Consider the following 18,210-nt stretch of genomic DNA (forward strand, 5'->3'; position numbering starts at 1 on the left):
GGCGGTCCTGTGCCGGCGGCGCACGGACGCGAGGCTCATGGCTGGGTGACCTGGATGGTGACGCTGTCACCGAGGTCGAGCACGGCGCCAGGGATGAGCTGGACGGCCACGCCGGGTCGCAGGTCCTCGGGAGGAAGCCCCGGCTGGACCAGCACCGTGCCGTTGGTCGAGCCCATGTCGGTGACGACCGCGGTGCCGTGGTCGGCGCCCGAGCCTGGCCGGATCTCCAGGTGGGTGGAGGAGATCTCCTTCTGCGGGCTCGGCACCGTCACCAGGCGCGGCTGCTCGGTCGAGGTGAAGCGACGTGCCTCCGGCGCGCGGCCCACCAGGATCACCCGGTCCACCTCGACGGTGTCCCCGCTCGAGATCGTCAACCGCGCCACCGGGCGCGAGACCACGCTCGGCGGCGGAGGCTGACCGGGCAGGCCCGGGTGCTGGCGCGCGAACTGGCCGGGCTCCCAGCCACCGGCGCGCGTCATGCCGTCATGGTCGGCGTCGCCGGCCACCGGCGGGCCGAACCCGGGGGGCGGCGACGGGTAACCGCCGGGCGGGCTCGGCGGCGGGCTCGCGGGCAGCGGCGGCGGCGGCGCGAACGGGTCGGAGGGCGCCAGGATCTCGCGGGCCACCTCCGGGGGGAGGGTCTGGATCGGCTCGGTGGGCCGGGAGTCCTCGATCGGCTCCGGCAGCGGGTCGAGGTCGGGGACGGCCGCGAGCACCGGCTGCTCCGGCTCGGCCTCCTCCGGGGCGATCTCCTCCCCGGCGGGCTCCTCCGGGGCGACCTCCTCCCCGGCGGGCTCCTCCGGGGCGAGCACCTCGATCACCTCGGGCACCTCGGGCACGGGGTCGTGCCGCACGGGCTCCTCCGGCTCGGGCGCCTCGTGGGCGGCCTCCTGCGCAACGGCGCCCTCCAGCACGGCCTCGTCCGGGACCGGGTCCGGGCTCACCGGCGAGGCGACCGGCCGGGCCGGCTCCCGCAGGCCGCCCAGGCGGACCAGGCCCGCGTCGACGACCAGGTCGGCCTCGTCCATGTCCGCGTCCGCGTCGAGCAGCACCGTGAAGACGCTGACGTCGGTGAGGGTCCGCTCGGTCCAGGTGGCGCTTCCCGAGCCGTCCAGCACCACGGCACCGTCACCGGTCACCGCGCTCACCCGGGCCTCGCCGCGCAACAGCACCCGCAGACCGTCCTCGGTGGGCGCCCACAGCACGAACGCCGGCAGCTCGCGCAGCCCGGCGGCGACCAGCGTGTCGAGGAGCTCGGCGAAGTCGGCGCCCGCGTCGACCAGCTCCCACAGCCCGGCCACCCGGTGTCGCTGCGTGGGCGGCAGCAGCACGCTCGCGTGCTCGCCCAGGATCCCGAACCAGGTCCCCGGACGGAACGCCCGCGGCGTACGGCGAGCGGCCGGCTCGTCACCCAGGTGGTCGTGGCTCATGGAAGTGCCCCCAGTTTCTTTTCCAGACTCTCGCGCAGGCGCTCGGAGTCATAGGAGTCGTCGTGCCGCGCCAATCCCACCACATCCACCACCACTGCGGTGGCGTTGTCCTTGCCTCCGGCCTCGACCGCGGCCGAGACGGTCCGGTCGGCGGCGTCGCGGGGGTCGGGGGCGCCGACCAGGATCTCCTCCATCCGGGCGTGCTCGAGCATGCCGCTGACGCCGTCGGAGACCAGCACCAGGCGCTCGGCGCCCGAGAGCGGGAACAGGAAGTAGTCGGCCTCGTCCAGCCTGGGGCCGCCCAGGGCTCGGGTGACGACGTGGCGCTCGGGATGCACGGCGGCGTCCTCGGGGGTGATCACGCCCGCGTCGACCAGCTCCTGCACCAGCGAGTGGTCCACGCTCACCTGCTCGAGGCGCTGGTCGACGACCCGGTAGACGCGCGAGTCGCCGAGGTTGGCCAACAGCCACTTGGGGCCCTCCTCGTCCTCGACCAGCAGCGCGACCACCGCCGTCGTCCCGGCGTACCACTGGGGGTCTCCCCCCTCACGCTGGCGGGCGCTGTAGGCGTGGATCTCCTGCTGGCAGGCCCGCAGTGTCTGCGCCACCACCTCCGCGCCGCGGCGCGAGTCGTAGCCCTCGTCGGCCAGCCGCGCGAACTGCTCGACCACGATCCGGCTGGCGACGTCGCCCCCGGCGTGCCCGCCCATCCCGTCCGCGACGACGAACACCGGCGGGGCGGCCAGGAACGAGTCCTCGTTGACCTCGCGGACCCGCCCGACGTCCGTGGCGGCCCCGTGGTGCAGGTCGACGCGGCTCACCCGCGCCCCCCTGCCGGAGTGCGGGGTGCGGAGGCCGCGACCGGCAGCAGTAGTTTGGAGGCGATGGCCAGTTCCGAGCACGAGCAGGGCGCGAGCGACGACCTCACCGGCGACGCCCCCGCCAGGACCCTCGCCGACCAGCTCCGCGGCTGGCCGGACGATCGTCTTGCCCGGCTGCTGCGCGCACGTCCCGATCTCGCCACTCCAGCTCCCCACGACTCCGCACAGCTGGCGTCCAGGGCCGCCACCCGTTCTTCTCTGACGCGAGCCCTCGACCAGCTGACCCAGCTCGAGCTCTCCGTCCTTGATGCCCAGGTGGTTCAGGGTCAAACCACCCGGGCGGCGCTCGTCGCCAGCGTGCACGCCGACCCGCGCCGTGTCGAGGAGGCCGTGGACCACCTCCTGGACCTGGTCCTGATCTGGTCGTCCACCGGCGGGCTGCGTCCGCTCTCCGGCGTCGCGGAGGTGCTCGGCGCACCCGGCGCACCCGGGGTCAGCGGTCTGCGCCAGGTCTCCGCCGGCGCCCCCACCGCCGAGGTGGTGCGCCGACGCATCGAGGCGCTCTCGCCGGCGGCCCGGGCCCTGCTCGAGCACGTCACCGACAGCGGCGGCGAGGGCACGACGGGCTCCGCGCGCACCACCGTGCTGCCCCAGGACGCCACCACGCCGGTCGAGGAGCTGCTCGCGCACCGGCTGCTGCTGCCCCGCGACGGCGGGCTGATGCAGGTGCCCGGCGAGGTCGGGCTCGCCCTGCGTGGCGGGTGCACCACCGCGAAGCCCGTCGACGAGGTGCCCGAGCTGCTCACCTCCATGCGCAGCGAGGCGCTGGTCGACCGCACCGCGGCCGGCGCCGCGTTCGAGCTGGTACGGCGCGTCGAGCTGCTCCTCGACCACTGGGGGACGCAGCCGCCCGGCGTGCTGCGCGGCGGCGGGCTGGGCGTGCGCGACCTGCGGGCCACCGCGCTGCACCTGCACGTCGACGAGCCGACCGCGGCCCTGCTGGTCGAGGTGGCCGCCGCCGCGGGACTGCTCGCCTCCGGGTCCGACTCCCACGGCACGCCGTCGTGGCTGCCGACCGACACCTTCGACGCCTGGGTGCAGAAGCCGATCGCCGCACGGTGGCTGACCCTGGCCACCACCTGGCTGGCCAGCCCCCGGACCATCGCCCTGGTCGGCACCCGCGACCAGGCGGGGAAGACCTGGAACGCGCTGGCCCCCGAGCTGTCGAGCATGCTCGTGCCCGAGACGCGCCGGCTGACGCTGGAGGTCCTCGCCGCGCTCGCCCCGGGCGAGGCCCTGGCCGCCGGCACCGGCACCCCTTCGCTGGTGCAGCGGCTGGCCTGGCTGCGCCCACGCCGGCCGCGGGTGCGCGCCGAGATGGTCGTCTGGTCGGTCGACGAGGCCGCGGTGCTCGGGGTGACCGGGCTCGGCGCGGTCGCCACGCACGCCCGGCTGCTGCTGGCCGGCGACACCACCGCGGCGGTCGAGGCCCTCGAGCGGCTGCTGCCCCAGCCGATCGACCACGTGCTCCTGCAGGCCGACCTGACCGCGGTGGCCCCCGGCCCGCTGGAGTCGGGCATCGCCCGGCGCCTCCAGCTCGTCGCCGACATCGAGTCGCGCGGCGGCGCGACGGTCTACCGCTTCACCCCCGGGTCGGTGCGCCGTGCCCTGGACGCCGGCTGGTCCGCCGCGGAGGTGCACGAGTTCGTCGCCTCCGTCTCCCGCACGCCGGTCCCGCAGCCGTTGAGCTACCTGATCGACGACAGCGCACGCACCTTCGGCACCATCCGGGTCGGCCACGCCGAGGCGTTCCTGCGCGCCGACGACGAGTCCGCGCTCACCGAGCTGCTGCACCATCCGCAGGCCGACAGCCTGGGGCTGCGCCGGATCGCGCCGACCGTGCTGGTCAGCCAGACCCCGCTGGACGTGCTGCTGCCCCGGCTGCGCGACCTCGGCGCGGCACCGGTGGTGGAGGCGGCCGACGGCACCGTGCGCGTGGCGCGGCGCGACCTGCTGCGCGCGCGCACCCCGCGCGAGGCCCGCCGCGACGCGCGCGCCGACGCGATCGCGCTGGCCCGGGAGAGCGCGCACCTGGCGTCGGTGCTCACCGCGCTGCGCGCCGGGGACCGGGCCGGCGCCGACCGGCTCGGCAGCATGATGACGGCCTCCACCCCCAGCGGCGCGCTGGCGGCGCTGCGCGAGGCCGTCGAGGCCGGGGCGACCGTGTGGATCGACTACCTCGACAACCACGGCACCTCCACCGCGCGGGTCGTCGACCCGCTGCGCGTCGAGGGCGGCCAGCTCACGGCGTACGACCACCGCTCCGACGACACCCGCACGTTCGCGGTGCACCGCATCTCGGGTGTGCGCGGCGTCGCAGACCGGACCTGAGCGGGACCCGTAGAGTTGGGGGGTGGACTTCATCGCCTATGCCGAGGGATCGGCGAGCCTGCTCAACGCCGAGCTCCCCGACGTGGGGGCGCTGAGCGAGCACCTGGGCGACCGTGAGTGGCTGCTGGCGCGGGTCAGCGAGAAGGACCTGAGCACCCTGCGCCGCTTCCAGCACGAGCTGCGCCCGGTCTTCGAGGCCTCCGAGGCCGGCGACACCGAGGCCGTCGTCGCGGGCATCAACACGCTGCTGGAGCGCTACCCGCTCACCCCGCGCATCTCCGACCACGACCCGCAGCGGCTGCACCTGCACGTGGCGCACCGCAACGCCGGGATCGCCGAGCTGCTGATCTCGGAGTCGCTGCTCGGCCTGGCCACGCTGGTCTGCGACCTCGGCCCCGGCCGGCTCGGCGTGTGCAGCGCCGCGCCGTGCACCCAGGTCTACGTCGACACCTCGCCCAACCGGTCGCGTCGCTACTGCTCGGACCGCTGCTCCTCGCGCGCCAACGTCGCTGCCTACCGGGCCCGCCAGAAGGCGCTCGCCCCCTCCGAGGTCCGGGGATGAACGACGGCCCCCTCATCGTCCAGTCCGACAAGACCCTGCTCCTCGAGATCGACCACGAGCTGGCCCAGGACTGCCGCAAGGCGATCGCGCCGTTCGCCGAGCTGGAGCGCTCCCCCGAGCACATCCACACCTACCGGCTGACGCCGCTGGGGCTGTGGAACGCGCGCGCCGCCGGCCACGACGCCGAGCAGGTCGTCGACACGCTGCTCACCTACTCGCGCTACGCGGTCCCGCACTCGCTGCTGGTCGACGTCGCCGAGACGATGGCCCGCTACGGCCGGCTGCGCCTGGAGAAGCACCCGGTGCACGGCCTCGTGCTCTCCTCCAGCGACCGCCCGGTGCTCGAGGAGGTGCTGCGCGCCAAGAAGGTCAAGGGCATGCTCGGCGAGCGCCTGGGCGAGGACACCGTGGTGGTGCACGCCTCCGAGCGCGGCAACCTCAAGCAGGCCCTGCTCAAGCTGGGCTGGCCCGCGGAGGACTACGCCGGCTACGTCGACGGCGAGGCCCACGCGATCTCGCTGGTCGAGGACGGGTGGCAGCTGCGCGACTACCAGCGCGACGCCGCCGACTCCTTCTGGCACGGCGGCTCCGGCGTCGTCGTCCTGCCCTGCGGCGCGGGCAAGACCATCGTCGGCGCCTCCGCGATGGCGCACGCCCAGGCCACCACGCTGATCCTGGTCACCAACACCGTCTCGGCACGGCAGTGGAAGGACGAGCTGGTCAAGCGGACCTCGCTCACCGAGGACGAGATCGGCGAGTACAGCGGCGCGGTCAAGGAGATCCGGCCCGTCACCATCGCGACGTACCAGGTGCTCACCACGCGCCGCAAGGGCGTCTACCCGCACCTCGAGCTGCTCGACGCGCGCGACTGGGGCCTGATCGTGTACGACGAGGTGCACCTGCTGCCCGCCCCGATCTTCCGGATGAGCGCCGACCTGCAGGCGCGGCGCCGGATCGGCCTGACCGCCACCCTGGTGCGCGAGGACGGGCGCGAGGGAGACGTGTTCTCGTTGATCGGGCCCAAGCGCTACGACGCGCCGTGGAAGGACATCGAGGCCCAGGGTTGGATCGCGCCGGCCGACTGCGTCGAGGTGCGGGTCACCCTGCCCGAGTCCGAGCGGCTGGTCTACGCGACCGCCGAGCCCGAGGAGCGCTACCGGCTCGCCTCGTGCACCTCGCGCAAGACCGGCGTGGTGCGTGACCTCGTCGCCCAGCACGCGGGGCAGCCGACGCTGGTGATCGGGCAGTACATCGACCAGCTCGACGAGCTCGCCGCCGAGCTGGACGCGCCGCTGATCAAGGGCGAGACCACCGTCAAGGAGCGCCAGCGGCTCTTCCAGGCGTTCCGCACCGGCGAGATCGGGCTGCTCGTGGTCTCCAAGGTCGCGAACTTCTCCATCGACCTGCCCTCCGCGGAGGTGGCCATCCAGGTCTCCGGATCGTTCGGCTCCCGCCAGGAGGAGGCCCAGCGCCTCGGCCGCCTGCTGCGCCCCAAGTCCGACGGCCGGGGGGCGCGGTTCTACACCGTCGTCTCGCGTGACACCGTGGACGCAGAATTTGCCCAGAATCGCCAGCGTTTCCTGGCCGAACAGGGATACGCCTACCGAATCGTCGACGCGGAGGACCTGCCCACCCCATGAAAGCCCTGCTCCTGGAGAACATCCACCCTGCCGCCGTCGCCCGGCTGGAGGACGCCGGCTTCGAGGTCGACCTCCGCAAGGCGGCGATGTCGGAGGAGGAGCTCGTCCACACCCTCGCCGGCGTCCAGCTGCTCGGGGTGCGCTCGAACACCAACGTCACCGCACGGGTGCTGGAGAAGTGCCCCGACCTGGTCGCGGTCGGCGCCTTCTGCATCGGCACCAACCAGATCGACCTGACCGAGGCCGCGAACCGCTCGGTCGCCTGCTTCAACGCGCCGCACTCCAACACCCGCTCCGTCGTGGAGCTGGTGATCGGCGAGATCATCATGCTCGCGCGCCGCCTGGTGGAGAAGACCATGCGGATGCACGACGGGATCTGGGACAAGTCCGCCGCCGGCAGCCACGAGGTGCGCGGACGCACGCTGGGCATCGTCGGCTACGGCAACATCGGCTCGCAGCTCTCCGTGGTCGCCGAGGCGATGGGGCTGCGGGTGATCTTCTACGACATCGCCGACCGGCTGGCGCACGGCAACGCGCGCCGGATGGCCACCCTCGAGGAGCTGCTCGCCGAGGCCGACGTCGTCTCGCTGCACGTGGACGGGCGCCCGGGCAACGCCGGGATGTTCGGGGCCGAGCACTTCGACCGGATGAAGCCGCGCTCGCTGTTCATCAACGCCTCGCGCGGGATGGTCGTGGACACCGAGGCGCTGCGCGAGCGGATCCTGTCGGGCCACATCGCCGGCGCCGCGCTCGACGTGTTCCCGGTCGAGCCCAAGGCACAGGGCGACCCGTTCCAGTCGCCGCTGCGCGGCCTGGACAACGTGATCCTGACCCCGCACGTCGGCGGCTCCACCCAGGAGGCGCAGGAGGGCATCGGCCACTTCGTCGCGGGCAAGCTCGCGTCGTACGCGCACGAGGGGAACACCGAGCTGTCGGTGAACTTCCCCGAGGTCACCGCCCCCCGCGCGCCCGGCACCTACCGGGTCGCGCACCTGCACGACAACGTGCCCGGCGTGATCGCGGAGATCAACCACATCCTCGCCGAGGAGTCCGAGAACGTCGTCGCGCAGTCGCTGGCCACCCGTGGCCAGCAGGGCTACGTGATCACCGACGTCTCGGCCCCCCTCGGCGCCGCCGCCCTGCAGCGCCTGCACGCCATCCCCCACACCCGCCGCATCCGCGCCCTCCCCGCCTGAACAGCACGCCGACGGCGCCGAGTCGGCGTGAACTCGCACGCTGACGGCGCCGAGTCGGCGTGAGCTCGCACCGTCAACGCGCCGAGTCGGCGTGAACTCGCACCGTCAACGCGCCGAGTCGGCGCGAACTCGCAGGCTGACGGCGCCGAGTCGGCGTGAACTCGCGCCGACTCACCCGCCGTACGACGCGAGCTCGCGCCGACTCACCCGCCGTACGACGCGAGTTCACGCCGACTCGCGCCCGCGGGCTTGCGTCACCCGTCACGATGGGAGGCATGGCCATGCCCGTCACCTCCGTCGTACGAGGCGCGCGCGACCGCCTCGGCGAGGCTCTCTTCCTGCGCGTGGCGGGCCCCGACGGCCCCGCCAACCGGCAGCGGATCCACGGCACGCCGGGCCCGCGCTGGTTCGCCCCGGACAGCCCCATCGGGCGGGTGCACGGCGACGCCTCGATGTTCGTGGGCGGGCTGCGTGCGCTGATGCTGCAGGCGCTCCACCCGGTCGCGATGACGGCCGTCTCGGAGCACTCCGGTTTCCGCGGCGACATGTGGGGGCGGCTGGCGCGCACCAGCACCTTCCTGGCCACGACCACCTTCGCGGCCGATGACGACGCCCAGGCGGCGGTCGACCTGGTGCGGCGCATCCACGACAAGATCACCGGCACGATGCCCGACGGCACGCCGTACATCGCCTCCGACCCGCACCTGCTGATGTGGGTGCACGTCGCGGAGGTCGACAGCTTCCTGCGCGCGCACCAGACCTACGGCGCCCGCCCCCTCGACCAGGCCGGGCGCGACGAGTACGTCGCCCAGACCGCGCTGGTCGCCGAGAAGCTCGGCGTCGTCGCCGCGCCGCGCAGCGAGGCGGAGCTGGCCCGGATCCTGGCGTCGTACGAGCCCGAGCTCGCCGGCACCGAGCACGCCCGCGAGGCGCTCGACCTGCTGCTGCGCCGCCCGCCGCTGCCGCTGCCCGCGCGTGGGCCGTACCTGATGCTGGTGGCCGCGGCGGTCGGGATGATGCCCCGCTGGACCCGCGAGCCGCTCGGCCTGCCGACGGTGCCGCTCGCCGAGCAGCAGCTCACCCGCGGGCTCGGCACCCTGGCCACCGCCACGATCCGCTGGGCGCTGACCCCGCCCAGTCCCCCGCCGGAGCCCTGAGGTGGAGGTCGGGACGCCGTCCCTGCACGACGCCTGGCCGCTCCCCGGGGCCGGGGACCTGCGCGACGCCCTGCTCGCGGCGTACGGCGCACCCAGTCGCGGTTACCACGACACTCGCCATCTCGGCGAGGTACTGGCCCGCGTCGAGGAGCTGGCCGAGGCGGGCGAGCTCTTCGACCTGCCCACGGTGTTGCTGGCGGCCTGGTTCCACGACGCCGTGCACGACGCGCTGCCGGGCGCCGAGGAGCGCTCGGCGCAGTGGGCCCTCGACGCCCTGGCGGGGTGCCGCCTCCCGGCCGGGCTGGTCGACGAGGTCGCCCGACTGGTGCGGCTGACCGAGACCCATCGCCCCGAGCCCAACGACGTGGCCGGGTGCGTGCTGAGCGACGCCGACCTGGCCATCCTCGCCGCCCCCGCCGAGCGCTACGCGCAGTACGCCGACGACGTCCGCCGGGAGTACGCCGCGGTGCCCGACGAGGACTTCCGGGCCGGGCGCGCGGCCGTGCTGGCGGACCTGCTGGCCAAGCCGACGCTGTTCCACACGGCGTACGCCCGGGAGCAGTGGGAGCGCAGCGCGCGCGCCAACGTCACCCGCGAGCTCAGCCGGTTGACCGACGCTCACTGAGCCGTCATTGGCTCCGCGACACGCCGCGAAAGACGTCGAGGGAGTGACGGGTCGGCGCACTTGGGGTGGGGCTTGGGCTGGGGTGGGCTGGGGTGGGCTGGGGGGTGGGGGTGGGGCTGCCTGGGGTGGGGTCAGCGGAGGGCGGGGGTGGGGACGGTGAGGGTGCCGGCGTCGGCGTCCAGGACCGCGGTGGCGCCCAGGGGGACGGCCAGGTTCCGCTCGCCGTGTCCGACCTCGACGTCGTAGACGACCGGGACGCCGAGCGGGCCGAGCCGGGCGGCGAGCAGCTCGCGGACCTCGTGCGGCGGCCCGCAGTCGGTGAACGACCCGCAGACCACCCCGCGCACGCCGTGGAACCAGCCCGAGCGCAGCAGCTGGGTCAGCGCCCGGTCCAGGCGGTAGGGCCGCTCCCCCACGTCCTCGAGCAGCGCGATGCCGCCCTCCGCGGGACGCAGGTGGGCCGTGCCCACGCACCCGGCCAGCACCGTGACGTTGCCGCCGACGAGCACAGCCCGCGCGCCGCCGGGCACCCCCGGCACCCCGCGCAGCGGCACCGCCACGCCGTCCAGCACCAGCGAGGCCGCCGCCTCCCGGCTCGCGTCGTCCCCGGGCCCGTTCCGGTCACCGAGCCCGGCGACGCCCGGTCCGTGCACGCTGACCAGCCCCAGCCGCGCGGCCACCGCCTGGTGCAGGGCGGTCACGTCGGAGAAGCCGACCAGCAGCCGCGGCCCCGCTTGCGCCAGCCGCGGCCAGTCGAGCAGGTCGAGCACCCGGTGCGAGCCGAAGCCGCCCCGCGCGCACCACAGCGCCCGCACCTCGGGGTCCGTCCAGGCCTCGCTCAGCGCCGCGGCGCGCTGCTCGTCGCTGCCGGCCAGCCAGCCGAACGACGTCCGGTCGGGGCGTCGGGTCAGGTCGCGTACCTCCAGCCCCCAGCCGCGCAGCACCTCGATCCCCGCGGCCAGCCGTCGCTCGTCGACGCCGCCGGCCGGCGTCACCACCGCGACGGTGTCCCCGGGCCGCAGCCGGGGCGCCCGCACCAGCCGCGCCCCCGGCGCACGCGGGCCCGGGGTCTCGCTCTTGCGGCGACGCAGCCCGGCCCGCACCAGCCGGTCGATCAGCTCACGCGAGGAGACCGGACGCGCCCCGGCCCGCAGGACGCGCTCGTACCACTCCGCCGGCACGTCGTAGTGGTCCCGGTCGAAGCCGCGCTCGGGGATGCCCAGGCCGCGGGCGAAGGCGTGCAGCTCGTCGTACGACGCGTCGCTGGCCAGGTGCGACCACAGCCGTCCGTGCCCGGCGGCGTTCGGGGGGTCGATCAGCACGCTCATCGACTGGCGCGCTCCACGGCGTCGTCGATCAGCAGGCGCCAGGACCGGACCAGCGCGGCGTCCACGTGGACCCGGTCCGTGCCGCCGGGCCGGGCTTGGGGCCCCAGCTGGAACTGGCGCACGCCGGCGCGGGCCAGCCACCACACGTGCTCGGGCAGCAGCCCCGCCCCGGGCATCAGCAGCGCCGCGATCGCGGGGTCGGTGGCGGCGATGTCCAGCAGGTCGTCGTAGCCGGTCTCGAGCCCGCGCGGCGAGCCGGCCGAGCAGACGGCCGTGAGCCGCGGCAGCTCCAGCAGCCGACGCCACGAGCGGTGCGGATCGAGCGCGGCGTCGATGGCGCCGTGGAAGGTCCACGGCACCTCCGGCAGCGCATCGACCAGGTGCCGGCACACCTGCACGTCCACCTCGAGGTCGGCGTCGAGGAAGCCCAGCACCACGCCCTCGGCTCCCCGCCCGAGGTAGTCCTCGGCCAGGCCGACCAATCGGCTGAGCTCGCCCCCGGTGGTGGTCCAGGTGTCGTTGAGCCGGAGCTGGACCCGCACCGGCAGGTCGCTCTCCCGGCACACCGCCAGCGCGGTCGCCAGCTCGGGTGAGAACCCACCGAGCTCGGTGCGCGCGCTCAGGTGCAGTCGGTCCGCGCCACCCTCCTGCGCGCCGGCGACATCGCGCTGGTGCAGGACACTCACCTCGAGCAGGCCCTCGTCGGTCATGTCTGGCACTCTAAGGCCGCGAGCACGTACTTCGCGCCGGACATGACGGCCCGCCCGCGCCCCGACTTTGCCTGGTCATGACAATGGACCCCATGGACGACGCAGTGCTGCTCGAGTCGCGTGCCCGGGTCCTCGCCGACCTCGAAGCCCGCCAGCTGGCCACCCCCGTCGCCGTCTCGGCGCTGGAGGAGTCGGTCTCCGCGCGCCGGTGGTGGGTCGAGCAGTGGCCCGAGGGCGCCCAGTACATCGCCGGGCTGATCGCCCAGGACGTCCAGGACGCGCTGTTCGAGAGCATCGGGCGCTGGCCGGTCTGCGACGCATGCGGGGACGCCCCGGCACATCCGCTCTACATCCACCCCGAGCTGGGCGGACCCGACCCGGTCTGGGTCTGCGAGGAGAGCGGGACGACGGTGGCCGCCTTGGGCCTGCTCAGCCCTCGTCGCTGAACTGCACGTACATCGTGAAGCGGTCCGCGCGGTAGACCGAGCGCGAGACCTCCACGACCTTGTCGCCGCACACCGCTCGCCGCGCCACCCGCAGCACCGGGGAGCCCGGCGCGATCTCGAGCGCGGCCGCCTCCTCGGGGCCGGCCAGGTCGGCGGAGATCGAGTCCTCCGACCAGCTGGGCCGCAGCCCGCGCGAGGCGAGCGCGTCGTACAGGCTGGTCGGCATGCCGCTCTGCAGGAAGCCCGGCAGCAGGATCTCGTTGAGGTAGGCGTCCTCGACGCACATCGGAACGGCGTCGGCGCGACGCAGGCGCTTCCAGTGGATGACCGCGTCGCCGGCGGTGATGTCGAGGGCCCGGGCCACCCCCGGCCCGGCCTGCTCACGGCGCGCGAGCAGGGTCTGCGACTCGGCGAGCAGCCCGCGTCGGGCCATCTCCTCGGTGTAGCTGGTCAGCCGACCGACGTCGTTGCGCGGCTTGGCCACGAACGTGCCACGTCCGGGCATCCGCTCCAGCAGCCCCTCGCTGACGAGCGCGTCCATCGCCTGGCGCACCGTCATCCGGGCCACGCCGAAGCGCTGCACGAGCTCGCGCTCGGAGGGGGCCGGGGTGCCGGGCGCCGCGCCCTCGACCAGGGCGCGAACATATTCGCGGACCTGGACGTGCTTGAGGGCGGGCCGTCCGGCCGAGAGCTGCTGCGTCGTGGTCTGCGTCACGCAGTGAACTCTAGGCGCGGTCTAGACCCCCTGTCCTGCGAATCGGGGATCTTTGCTACCGGACATCGGGCAAGAAAAGCCAGACGTGCTCAGTCCGTCGCGATCGCGGCGAGCACGTTGAGCTTGGCCGCCCGACGCGCCGGCAGGACCGCCGCCAGCACCCCGACCACCACCGCGACACCGAGGAACACCGCCAGCTGCAGCCAGGGCACCGCGGTGACCTCCAGCCCCTCGCTGCGCAGGGAGCCGGCCAGCGCGACGCCGAAGAAGATGCCCAGCAGCACGCCCAGGCTGGCGCCGAGGATGGCGATCACCACCGACTCCAGGGTGACCATCCGGCGCAGCTGGCGTCGGCTCAGTCCGATGGCGCGCAGCAGCCCGACCTCGCGGGTGCGCTCGATGATCGACAGCGCGAGAGTGTTGACGATGCCCAGCACGGCGATCAGCAGCGCCAGACCGAGCAGCGCGAAGATCATCAGCACCAGCTGGTCGATCGGTGCGCGCTGCTCGGCGGCGAACTCGCCCTGGTCCTTGACGGTCACCATCCGCAGGTCGGCGACCTGCGCGTCGATGCCGTCCTGGACCCGGTCGAGTGCGGCGCCGTCCTCGGCGTCCACCACCAGCATCCGGTCGTTGTCGGGCACCCCGACGTCGATCAGGGTCTGCACGGTGGTCACGTAGGGGAAGCCGATCAGCGGGTTGTCCTCGAACACGCCGACCACCTCCAGCTCGTGCTCGGTGCCGAACAGCTCGTAGCGGATCGTGTCCCCCACCTTCGTGCCCTCGTCGGCGACGTCCTCGGAGACCACGACCGTGCCGTCGCGGACGTCGGCGGCGTCACCCTCGACCAGGTTCAGCCCCATCACCTGCTCGAGCTGACGGGGGTCGCCGGCGCTGATGCCCTGGCCGTCACCGTCGATGGAGCCGAACGCGTAGCGCAGCGCCGCCACCGACTCGACGCCGTCCACCTCGGCGATCTGGTCGCCCAGCGACGAGGAGAACTCCTCGCCGATGGCGTTGCTGACCACGAAGTCGCCGCGGAAGTTGTCCGCGACGATCTGGTCGATGCTGGCCTTCGCCGAGGCCCCGACGATCGACATCGTCCCGGCCAGGGCGAGCCCGATCATCAGCGCCGAGGCGGTGGCGGTGGTACGGCGCGGGTTGCGCAGGCTGTTCTGCCCGGCCAGTCGCCCGACCGTGCCGAACGCGCGCGAGGAGAGCCACCCGGCGGCCACCAGGAACGGCTGGCTGAGCACCGGGCTCGCGCCGGCGACCCCGAGCAGGACCGCGAGCATGCCGGCCCCCAGCACCCAGCCCGCGCGGGGCACGTCGCCCAGCAGCGCGGCCGCCATCATCGCCAGGCCCGCGACGATCAGCGCGATGCCGGCGATCAGGCGCCGCCGGATCGAGGTCTCGGGCAGGGCGACGTCGTCGCGCATCGCCTGGACCGGCGCGATCCGGCTGGTGTGGCGCGCCGGCAGCCAGGCCGCCGCCATCGTCACGGCCACGCCCACGACGTACGCCGTGATCACGGTGCTGGGCTGGAACACCAGCGACTGGCCGGCGATCTCCAGGCCGACGAAGGTCGAGAAGAACCACCGCAGCGCCATCGCCAGCAGCACGCCCAGCCCGAGCCCGAGGGTGGAGCCCAGCAGCCCGAGCACCAGCGCCTCGAGCAGCACCGAGCGGGTGACCTGTCCCTGCGAGGCGCCCAGGGCCCGCAGCAGGGCCAGCTCGCGGCTGCGCTGGGCGACCAGGATCGAGAACGTGTTCACGATCAGGAAGGCGCCGACGATCAGCGAGATGCCGGCGAAGATCAGCAGGAAGGTGCTCAGGAACGAGATGGCCTGGAGCAGCTGCGAGGCGGACTCGTCGGCGGCCTCGTCGCCGGTGACGGCCTCCACCCCGTCGGGCAGCTGGGCGGCCACCGCATCGCGCAGCTCCTCCTGGGAGACGCCGTCCTCCGCGGTGACCCAGATGTCGTTGTAGACATCGCGGCCCTCGTGGAAGAGCTGCTGGGCGGTGGGGGTGTCGAAGAGGGTCAGGGTGGCGCCGTTGAGCGACCCGCCGTCGGCGAAGTCGGCGACTCCGACCAGCTCCTTGCGCAGCACCGGCTCGGCGCCGACGGTGTTGAGCAGGACCTCGTCGCCGATCTCGTAGCCGGACTTGTCCGCGGTGTCCGCGTCGAGGGCGATCTCGCCGGCCGCGCTGGGCTCCTCACCCTCGACGATGGTGAGCCCCTCCAGGCCGTGGCCGGCCGGGGCGTCGTTCCAGTTCAGGCCGAGGCCGGGGGCGCCCTGCCCGCCGATCACCTTGTCCTCGGTGTCGACCACGAAGACGCCGTTGACGCTGACGTTGCCGTCGGCGCGGGCTGCGCCGGGGGTGTCGCGCAGGTCCTCGACGAGCTCGGCGGGCAGGGTCCGCGTCGAGATCCCCTCGCCGAGGTCCCCGCCGTCGGGGCGGACCACGACGTCGCCGACGGTGGAGGCGAACAGGGCGGTGAAGCTGCGTTCCAGGGTGTCGGTGAAGACCAGGGTCCCGGCCACGAACGCGATGCCCAGGACGATGGCGAAGGTGCTCAGCAGCAGCCGGATCTTGCGGCCGAGCAGGCTCTTGAGGGCGGCTCTCCACATGGTCAGGCGTCCCGATCCTGCATCAGCGGCACCTGGTCGTGGGGCGTCTGCTCGTGGGGGGTCTGCTCGTCCTCGCCCCGGCCGTGCGAGGCGGCGCCGGCCGGGTCGCTCATCTGCGTCATCACCGCGAGCACCTGCTCACGGGTGGGGTCGCGCAGCTCGTCGACGACGTGGCCGTCGGCGAGGAACACCACCCGGTCGGTGTACGCCGCGGCGACCGGGTCGTGGGTGACCATCACGACCGTCTGGCCGTAGTCGGTGACGCTGCGCCGCAGCAGCTCGAGCACCTCGGCCCCCGAGCGGGAGTCCAGGTTGCCGGTCGGCTCGTCGGCGAAGACGATCCGGGGCCTGCTCACCAGCGCACGGGCCACCGCGACCCGCTGCTGCTGGCCGCCGGAGAGCTCGTTGGGCTTGTGGTGCAGGCGGTCCGCGAGGCCGACCGTGTTGATCACCGTCCGGTGCCACTCGGGGTCGGGCTTGCGGCCCGCGATCGCCAGCGGCAGGGCGATGTTCTCCCCCGCGGTCAGCGTCGGGACCAGGTTGAACGACTGGAAGACGAACCCGACCTCGTCGCGGCGCAGCCGGGTCAGCGCCTTGTCCTTGAGCCGGCTCAGGTCCTGCTCGCCCACGAACACCGACCCCGACGTACCCGTGTCCAGAGCGGCGCAGCAGTGCATCAGCGTGGACTTGCCCGACCCGCTGGGCCCCATCACGGCGGTGAACTCACCCTCGTAGAGGTCGAGCGTGACGTCGTCGAGGGCGCGGACCAGCGCCTGCCCGGAGCCGTACGTCTTGGTGAGGTTCTGCACGCGTGCGGCAGGGATGCGCTGGATCGGCGCCGAGCTGAGGGTCATGGGTCAACCATCCCAACCCCAGGCCCGCTCGCCAACCGGGATTCTCCCCGGGGCATCCCTGAGGGGCTCGGACGGGGCCGGGGGCTGCCGGTTTCCCCGGCCGACCGGGGAAGCCTGAACTTGTCGGCCGAAACTTCGCCCGCCCAGTTCAGCGATACCCGGCCGACCGGGGAAACCGACACGCCAAGCCTCCTCGAACAAGCGTTCGATCCGCGCTACGCTGGCGCGATGGACTTCCAAGGGACGCTCTTCGCCGCCGACCCGCAGACCCTGGGCGGCGGACGGGCCCAGGTGCTGCCGCTGTCCGGTGCGGTCGAGCGTACGGCGCTGAGCCGCGGCGCGTGGGTCGACGTACGGCGCGACTGGGTCGCCGGCGCCGACGAGCTCTTCGAGGCGCTGGTCAGCGAGGTGCCGTGGCGCGCCGAGCGACGCGAGATGTACGACCGGGTCGTGGACGTGCCGCGGCTGGTGTACACCTACGGGATCGGGGCGCCGCTGCCGCATCCGGTCCTCGAGCAGGCGCGCGACGCGCTCTCGGAGTATTACCGCCCCGAGCTCGGCGAGCCGTTCCTGACCGCCGGGTGCTGCTACTACCGCGACGGGCGCGACTCGGTGGCCTGGCACGGCGACACGTTCGGCCGCGGGCGGACCCAGGACACGATGGTCGCGATCATCTCGGTGGGCGACCCGCGCCGGCTGGCCCTCCGGCCGCGTGGCGGCGGGGGCGGCTCGACGGGCTTCACGATGGGCCACGGCGACCTGCTGGTGATGGGCGGATCGTGCCAGCGCACCTGGGAGCACGCGGTGCCCAAGGTCGCCCACGCCGGGCCGCGACTGTCGGTGCAGTTCCGCCCGCGCCACGTCTTCTGAGGCACGGGCGGTTCTGAGGCACGGGCGGCCACACCGGGCCGCCGTCGCCAGACCCGGCTCAGCTCCGGCAGTCGCAGCCGCGGCGCCCCCGGCGCCGACCCAGCCAGTAGAACAGCACCGCACCGGCCAGCCCGGCCAGGGCCGGCTTGGCGTAGCTCTTCACCAGCACCGGCAGCACCGCCGCGCCGAGGTCGAGCGCCTCGCCCTGGGGCCCGCCGCCGACCCGGTCCGAGGCCGGCCCGGGATCCACCGCCCGCGCCGAGGGCGCCGCCGCGGGAGCCGGAGCGGCGGGCGCGGGCGCAGCGACTGCCGGACCAGGCGGAGCAGGCGCCGCCGGAGCCACCTCCGCGGCCTCCTCGGCGGCGTCGTCCCCCGCAGCCATCTCCTGCGACGCGCCCACCCGCTGCTGCAGGCAGTCCACGAACTGGTGCAGCAGCTTCTCGCTGACCTCCTGGATCACCCCGCGCCCGAACTGCGCGGGCTTGCCGGTGATCGCCAGGTCGGTGACCACCGTGACCCGGGTGCCCGTCGCCTCGGCCGTCATCGAGGCGACCACGTCCGCGCCGGCCGTGCCGTTGCCGCGCTTGTCCTTGCCCTTGGCGGCGATCTTCATGACGTGGGCGCCCTCGTCCTTGTCGACGAAGGTGCCGGTGCCGTTGTAGACCAGCGCGATCGGACCCAGCTTGACCTTGACCGAGCCGTGGAAGCTGTCCCCCTCCACCGAGGACACCACCGCCCCGGGGAAGCAGCCGGCCACCGACTCGATGTCGTTGAGCGCGGCCCAGGTCTCCTCGACCGAGGCCGGCACCGTGAACTCGTGGGTCAGCTCCAT

At 73.9% G+C, this 18,210-nt stretch carries 16 protein-coding genes; 8 read left to right on the forward strand and 8 right to left on the reverse strand.

From position 1 onward, the window contains the following. Positions 1 to 35 precede the first annotated feature (35 nt). Together AC6EI4_RS04490 and AC6EI4_RS04495 are read right to left on the reverse strand one after the other, a co-directional pair. A complete protein-coding gene (locus AC6EI4_RS04490; RefSeq protein ID WP_498450688.1) occupies positions 36 to 1,430 on the reverse strand; it encodes an FHA domain-containing protein in 1,395 nt (464 codons plus the stop codon). Beyond that, the gene (locus tag AC6EI4_RS04495) at positions 1,427 to 2,251 is read right to left on the reverse strand and encodes a PP2C family protein-serine/threonine phosphatase (RefSeq protein WP_498450689.1); all 825 of its coding nucleotides are present in this window, start codon (positions 2,249 to 2,251) and stop codon (positions 1,427 to 1,429) included. Before AC6EI4_RS04495 ends, AC6EI4_RS04490 begins: the two co-directional genes overlap by 4 nt. 63 nt (positions 2,252 to 2,314) lie before the next feature. Between AC6EI4_RS04495 and AC6EI4_RS04500 the strand changes: the two genes are divergently transcribed. The 6 genes from AC6EI4_RS04500 (at position 2,315) to AC6EI4_RS04525 (ending at position 9,822) form a co-directional block, all read left to right on the forward strand. Next, on the forward strand, positions 2,315 to 4,642 hold the full coding sequence (locus tag AC6EI4_RS04500; protein WP_498424455.1) for a helicase-associated domain-containing protein: 2,328 nt from the start codon (positions 2,315 to 2,317) through the stop codon (positions 4,640 to 4,642). Positions 4,643 to 4,664: 22 nt separating this feature from the next. Further along, complete coding sequence (locus AC6EI4_RS04505) at positions 4,665 to 5,204, forward strand: CGNR zinc finger domain-containing protein (protein ID WP_498424456.1); 540 nt, start codon at positions 4,665 to 4,667, stop codon at positions 5,202 to 5,204. Continuing rightward, positions 5,201 to 6,844 carry a DNA repair helicase XPB gene (locus AC6EI4_RS04510; RefSeq protein WP_498424457.1) on the forward strand — a complete coding sequence of 548 codons (1,644 nt, stop codon included), beginning with the start codon at positions 5,201 to 5,203 and terminating at the stop codon, positions 6,842 to 6,844. The genes AC6EI4_RS04505 and AC6EI4_RS04510 overlap by 4 nt, the downstream gene beginning before the upstream one ends. Further along, positions 6,841 to 8,040, forward strand: a complete 1,200-nt coding sequence (serA, locus tag AC6EI4_RS04515) for a phosphoglycerate dehydrogenase (RefSeq protein WP_498424458.1) — start codon at positions 6,841 to 6,843, stop codon at positions 8,038 to 8,040. The genes AC6EI4_RS04510 and serA overlap by 4 nt, the downstream gene beginning before the upstream one ends. Before the next feature lie 275 nt (positions 8,041 to 8,315). Further along, the gene (locus tag AC6EI4_RS04520; protein ID WP_498424459.1) at positions 8,316 to 9,197 is read left to right on the forward strand and encodes an oxygenase MpaB family protein; all 882 of its coding nucleotides are present in this window, start codon (positions 8,316 to 8,318) and stop codon (positions 9,195 to 9,197) included. A gap of 1 nt (position 9,198) precedes the next feature. Next, positions 9,199 to 9,822, forward strand: a complete 624-nt coding sequence (locus tag AC6EI4_RS04525) for an HD domain-containing protein (RefSeq protein ID WP_498450690.1) — start codon at positions 9,199 to 9,201, stop codon at positions 9,820 to 9,822. A gap of 131 nt (positions 9,823 to 9,953) precedes the next feature. Here AC6EI4_RS04525 and AC6EI4_RS04530 read toward each other — a convergent pair whose 3' ends face one another. Further along, complete coding sequence (locus tag AC6EI4_RS04530) at positions 9,954 to 11,150, reverse strand: DUF4031 domain-containing protein (protein WP_498450691.1); 1,197 nt, start codon at positions 11,148 to 11,150, stop codon at positions 9,954 to 9,956. Next, on the reverse strand, positions 11,147 to 11,860 hold the full coding sequence (locus AC6EI4_RS04535) for a copper homeostasis protein CutC (RefSeq protein WP_498424462.1): 714 nt from the start codon (positions 11,858 to 11,860) through the stop codon (positions 11,147 to 11,149). The genes AC6EI4_RS04530 and AC6EI4_RS04535 overlap by 4 nt, the downstream gene beginning before the upstream one ends. Before the next feature lie 92 nt (positions 11,861 to 11,952). On the opposite strand from AC6EI4_RS04535, the gene AC6EI4_RS04540 reads away from it, so the two are divergent. Further along, positions 11,953 to 12,306, forward strand: a complete 354-nt coding sequence (locus tag AC6EI4_RS04540) for a DUF8819 family protein (protein ID WP_498424464.1) — start codon at positions 11,953 to 11,955, stop codon at positions 12,304 to 12,306. Here AC6EI4_RS04540 and AC6EI4_RS04545 read toward each other — a convergent pair. From AC6EI4_RS04545 to AC6EI4_RS04555, 3 genes are all read right to left on the reverse strand, one after another. Next, positions 12,290 to 13,021: a GntR family transcriptional regulator gene (locus AC6EI4_RS04545; protein WP_498424466.1), complete on the reverse strand. Its 732-nt coding sequence runs from the start codon at positions 13,019 to 13,021 to the stop codon at positions 12,290 to 12,292. The genes AC6EI4_RS04540 and AC6EI4_RS04545 overlap by 17 nt on opposite strands. Before the next feature lie 89 nt (positions 13,022 to 13,110). Then, positions 13,111 to 15,654 carry an ABC transporter permease gene (locus AC6EI4_RS04550; RefSeq protein ID WP_498450692.1) on the reverse strand — a complete coding sequence of 848 codons (2,544 nt, stop codon included), beginning with the start codon at positions 15,652 to 15,654 and terminating at the stop codon, positions 13,111 to 13,113. A gap of 2 nt (positions 15,655 to 15,656) precedes the next feature. Then, positions 15,657 to 16,508 carry an ABC transporter ATP-binding protein gene (locus AC6EI4_RS04555; RefSeq protein ID WP_498450693.1) on the reverse strand — a complete coding sequence of 284 codons (852 nt, stop codon included), beginning with the start codon at positions 16,506 to 16,508 and terminating at the stop codon, positions 15,657 to 15,659. Positions 16,509 to 16,736: 228 nt separating this feature from the next. Between AC6EI4_RS04555 and AC6EI4_RS04560 the strand changes: the two genes are divergently transcribed. Beyond that, positions 16,737 to 17,378, forward strand: coding sequence for an alpha-ketoglutarate-dependent dioxygenase AlkB (locus AC6EI4_RS04560; protein WP_498424470.1), 642 nt, complete (start codon positions 16,737 to 16,739; stop codon positions 17,376 to 17,378). 58 nt (positions 17,379 to 17,436) lie between these two features. Here AC6EI4_RS04560 and AC6EI4_RS04565 read toward each other — a convergent pair whose 3' ends face one another. Further along, positions 17,437 to 18,210, reverse strand: a complete 774-nt coding sequence (locus tag AC6EI4_RS04565; RefSeq protein ID WP_498450694.1) for an SRPBCC family protein — start codon at positions 18,208 to 18,210, stop codon at positions 17,437 to 17,439.

The sequence above is a fragment of the Nocardioides sp. Z43_10 genome (assembly GCF_059766615.1).

Excerpts from the sequence above, each read along its gene's own strand:
- AC6EI4_RS04540 (WP_498424464.1), top strand. The coding sequence starts at position 11,953 with ATGGACGACGCAGTGCTGCTCGAGTCGCGTGCCCGGGTCCTCGCCGAC.
- serA (WP_498424458.1), top strand. The coding sequence starts at position 6,841 with ATGAAAGCCCTGCTCCTGGAGAACATCCACCCTGCCGCCGTCGCCCGG.
- AC6EI4_RS04490 (WP_498450688.1), bottom strand. The coding sequence starts at position 1,430 with ATGAGCCACGACCACCTGGGTGACGAGCCGGCCGCTCGCCGTACGCCG.
- AC6EI4_RS04555 (WP_498450693.1), bottom strand. The coding sequence starts at position 16,508 with ATGACCCTCAGCTCGGCGCCGATCCAGCGCATCCCTGCCGCACGCGTG.
- AC6EI4_RS04535 (WP_498424462.1), bottom strand. The coding sequence starts at position 11,860 with ATGACCGACGAGGGCCTGCTCGAGGTGAGTGTCCTGCACCAGCGCGAT.
- AC6EI4_RS04565 (WP_498450694.1), bottom strand. The coding sequence starts at position 18,210 with ATGGAGCTGACCCACGAGTTCACGGTGCCGGCCTCGGTCGAGGAGACC.
- AC6EI4_RS04530 (WP_498450691.1), bottom strand. The coding sequence starts at position 11,150 with ATGAGCGTGCTGATCGACCCCCCGAACGCCGCCGGGCACGGACGGCTG.
- AC6EI4_RS04560 (WP_498424470.1), top strand. The coding sequence starts at position 16,737 with ATGGACTTCCAAGGGACGCTCTTCGCCGCCGACCCGCAGACCCTGGGC.
- AC6EI4_RS04520 (WP_498424459.1), top strand. The coding sequence starts at position 8,316 with ATGGCCATGCCCGTCACCTCCGTCGTACGAGGCGCGCGCGACCGCCTC.
- AC6EI4_RS04500 (WP_498424455.1), top strand. The coding sequence starts at position 2,315 with ATGGCCAGTTCCGAGCACGAGCAGGGCGCGAGCGACGACCTCACCGGC.
- AC6EI4_RS04510 (WP_498424457.1), top strand. The coding sequence starts at position 5,201 with ATGAACGACGGCCCCCTCATCGTCCAGTCCGACAAGACCCTGCTCCTC.
- AC6EI4_RS04550 (WP_498450692.1), bottom strand. The coding sequence starts at position 15,654 with ATGTGGAGAGCCGCCCTCAAGAGCCTGCTCGGCCGCAAGATCCGGCTG.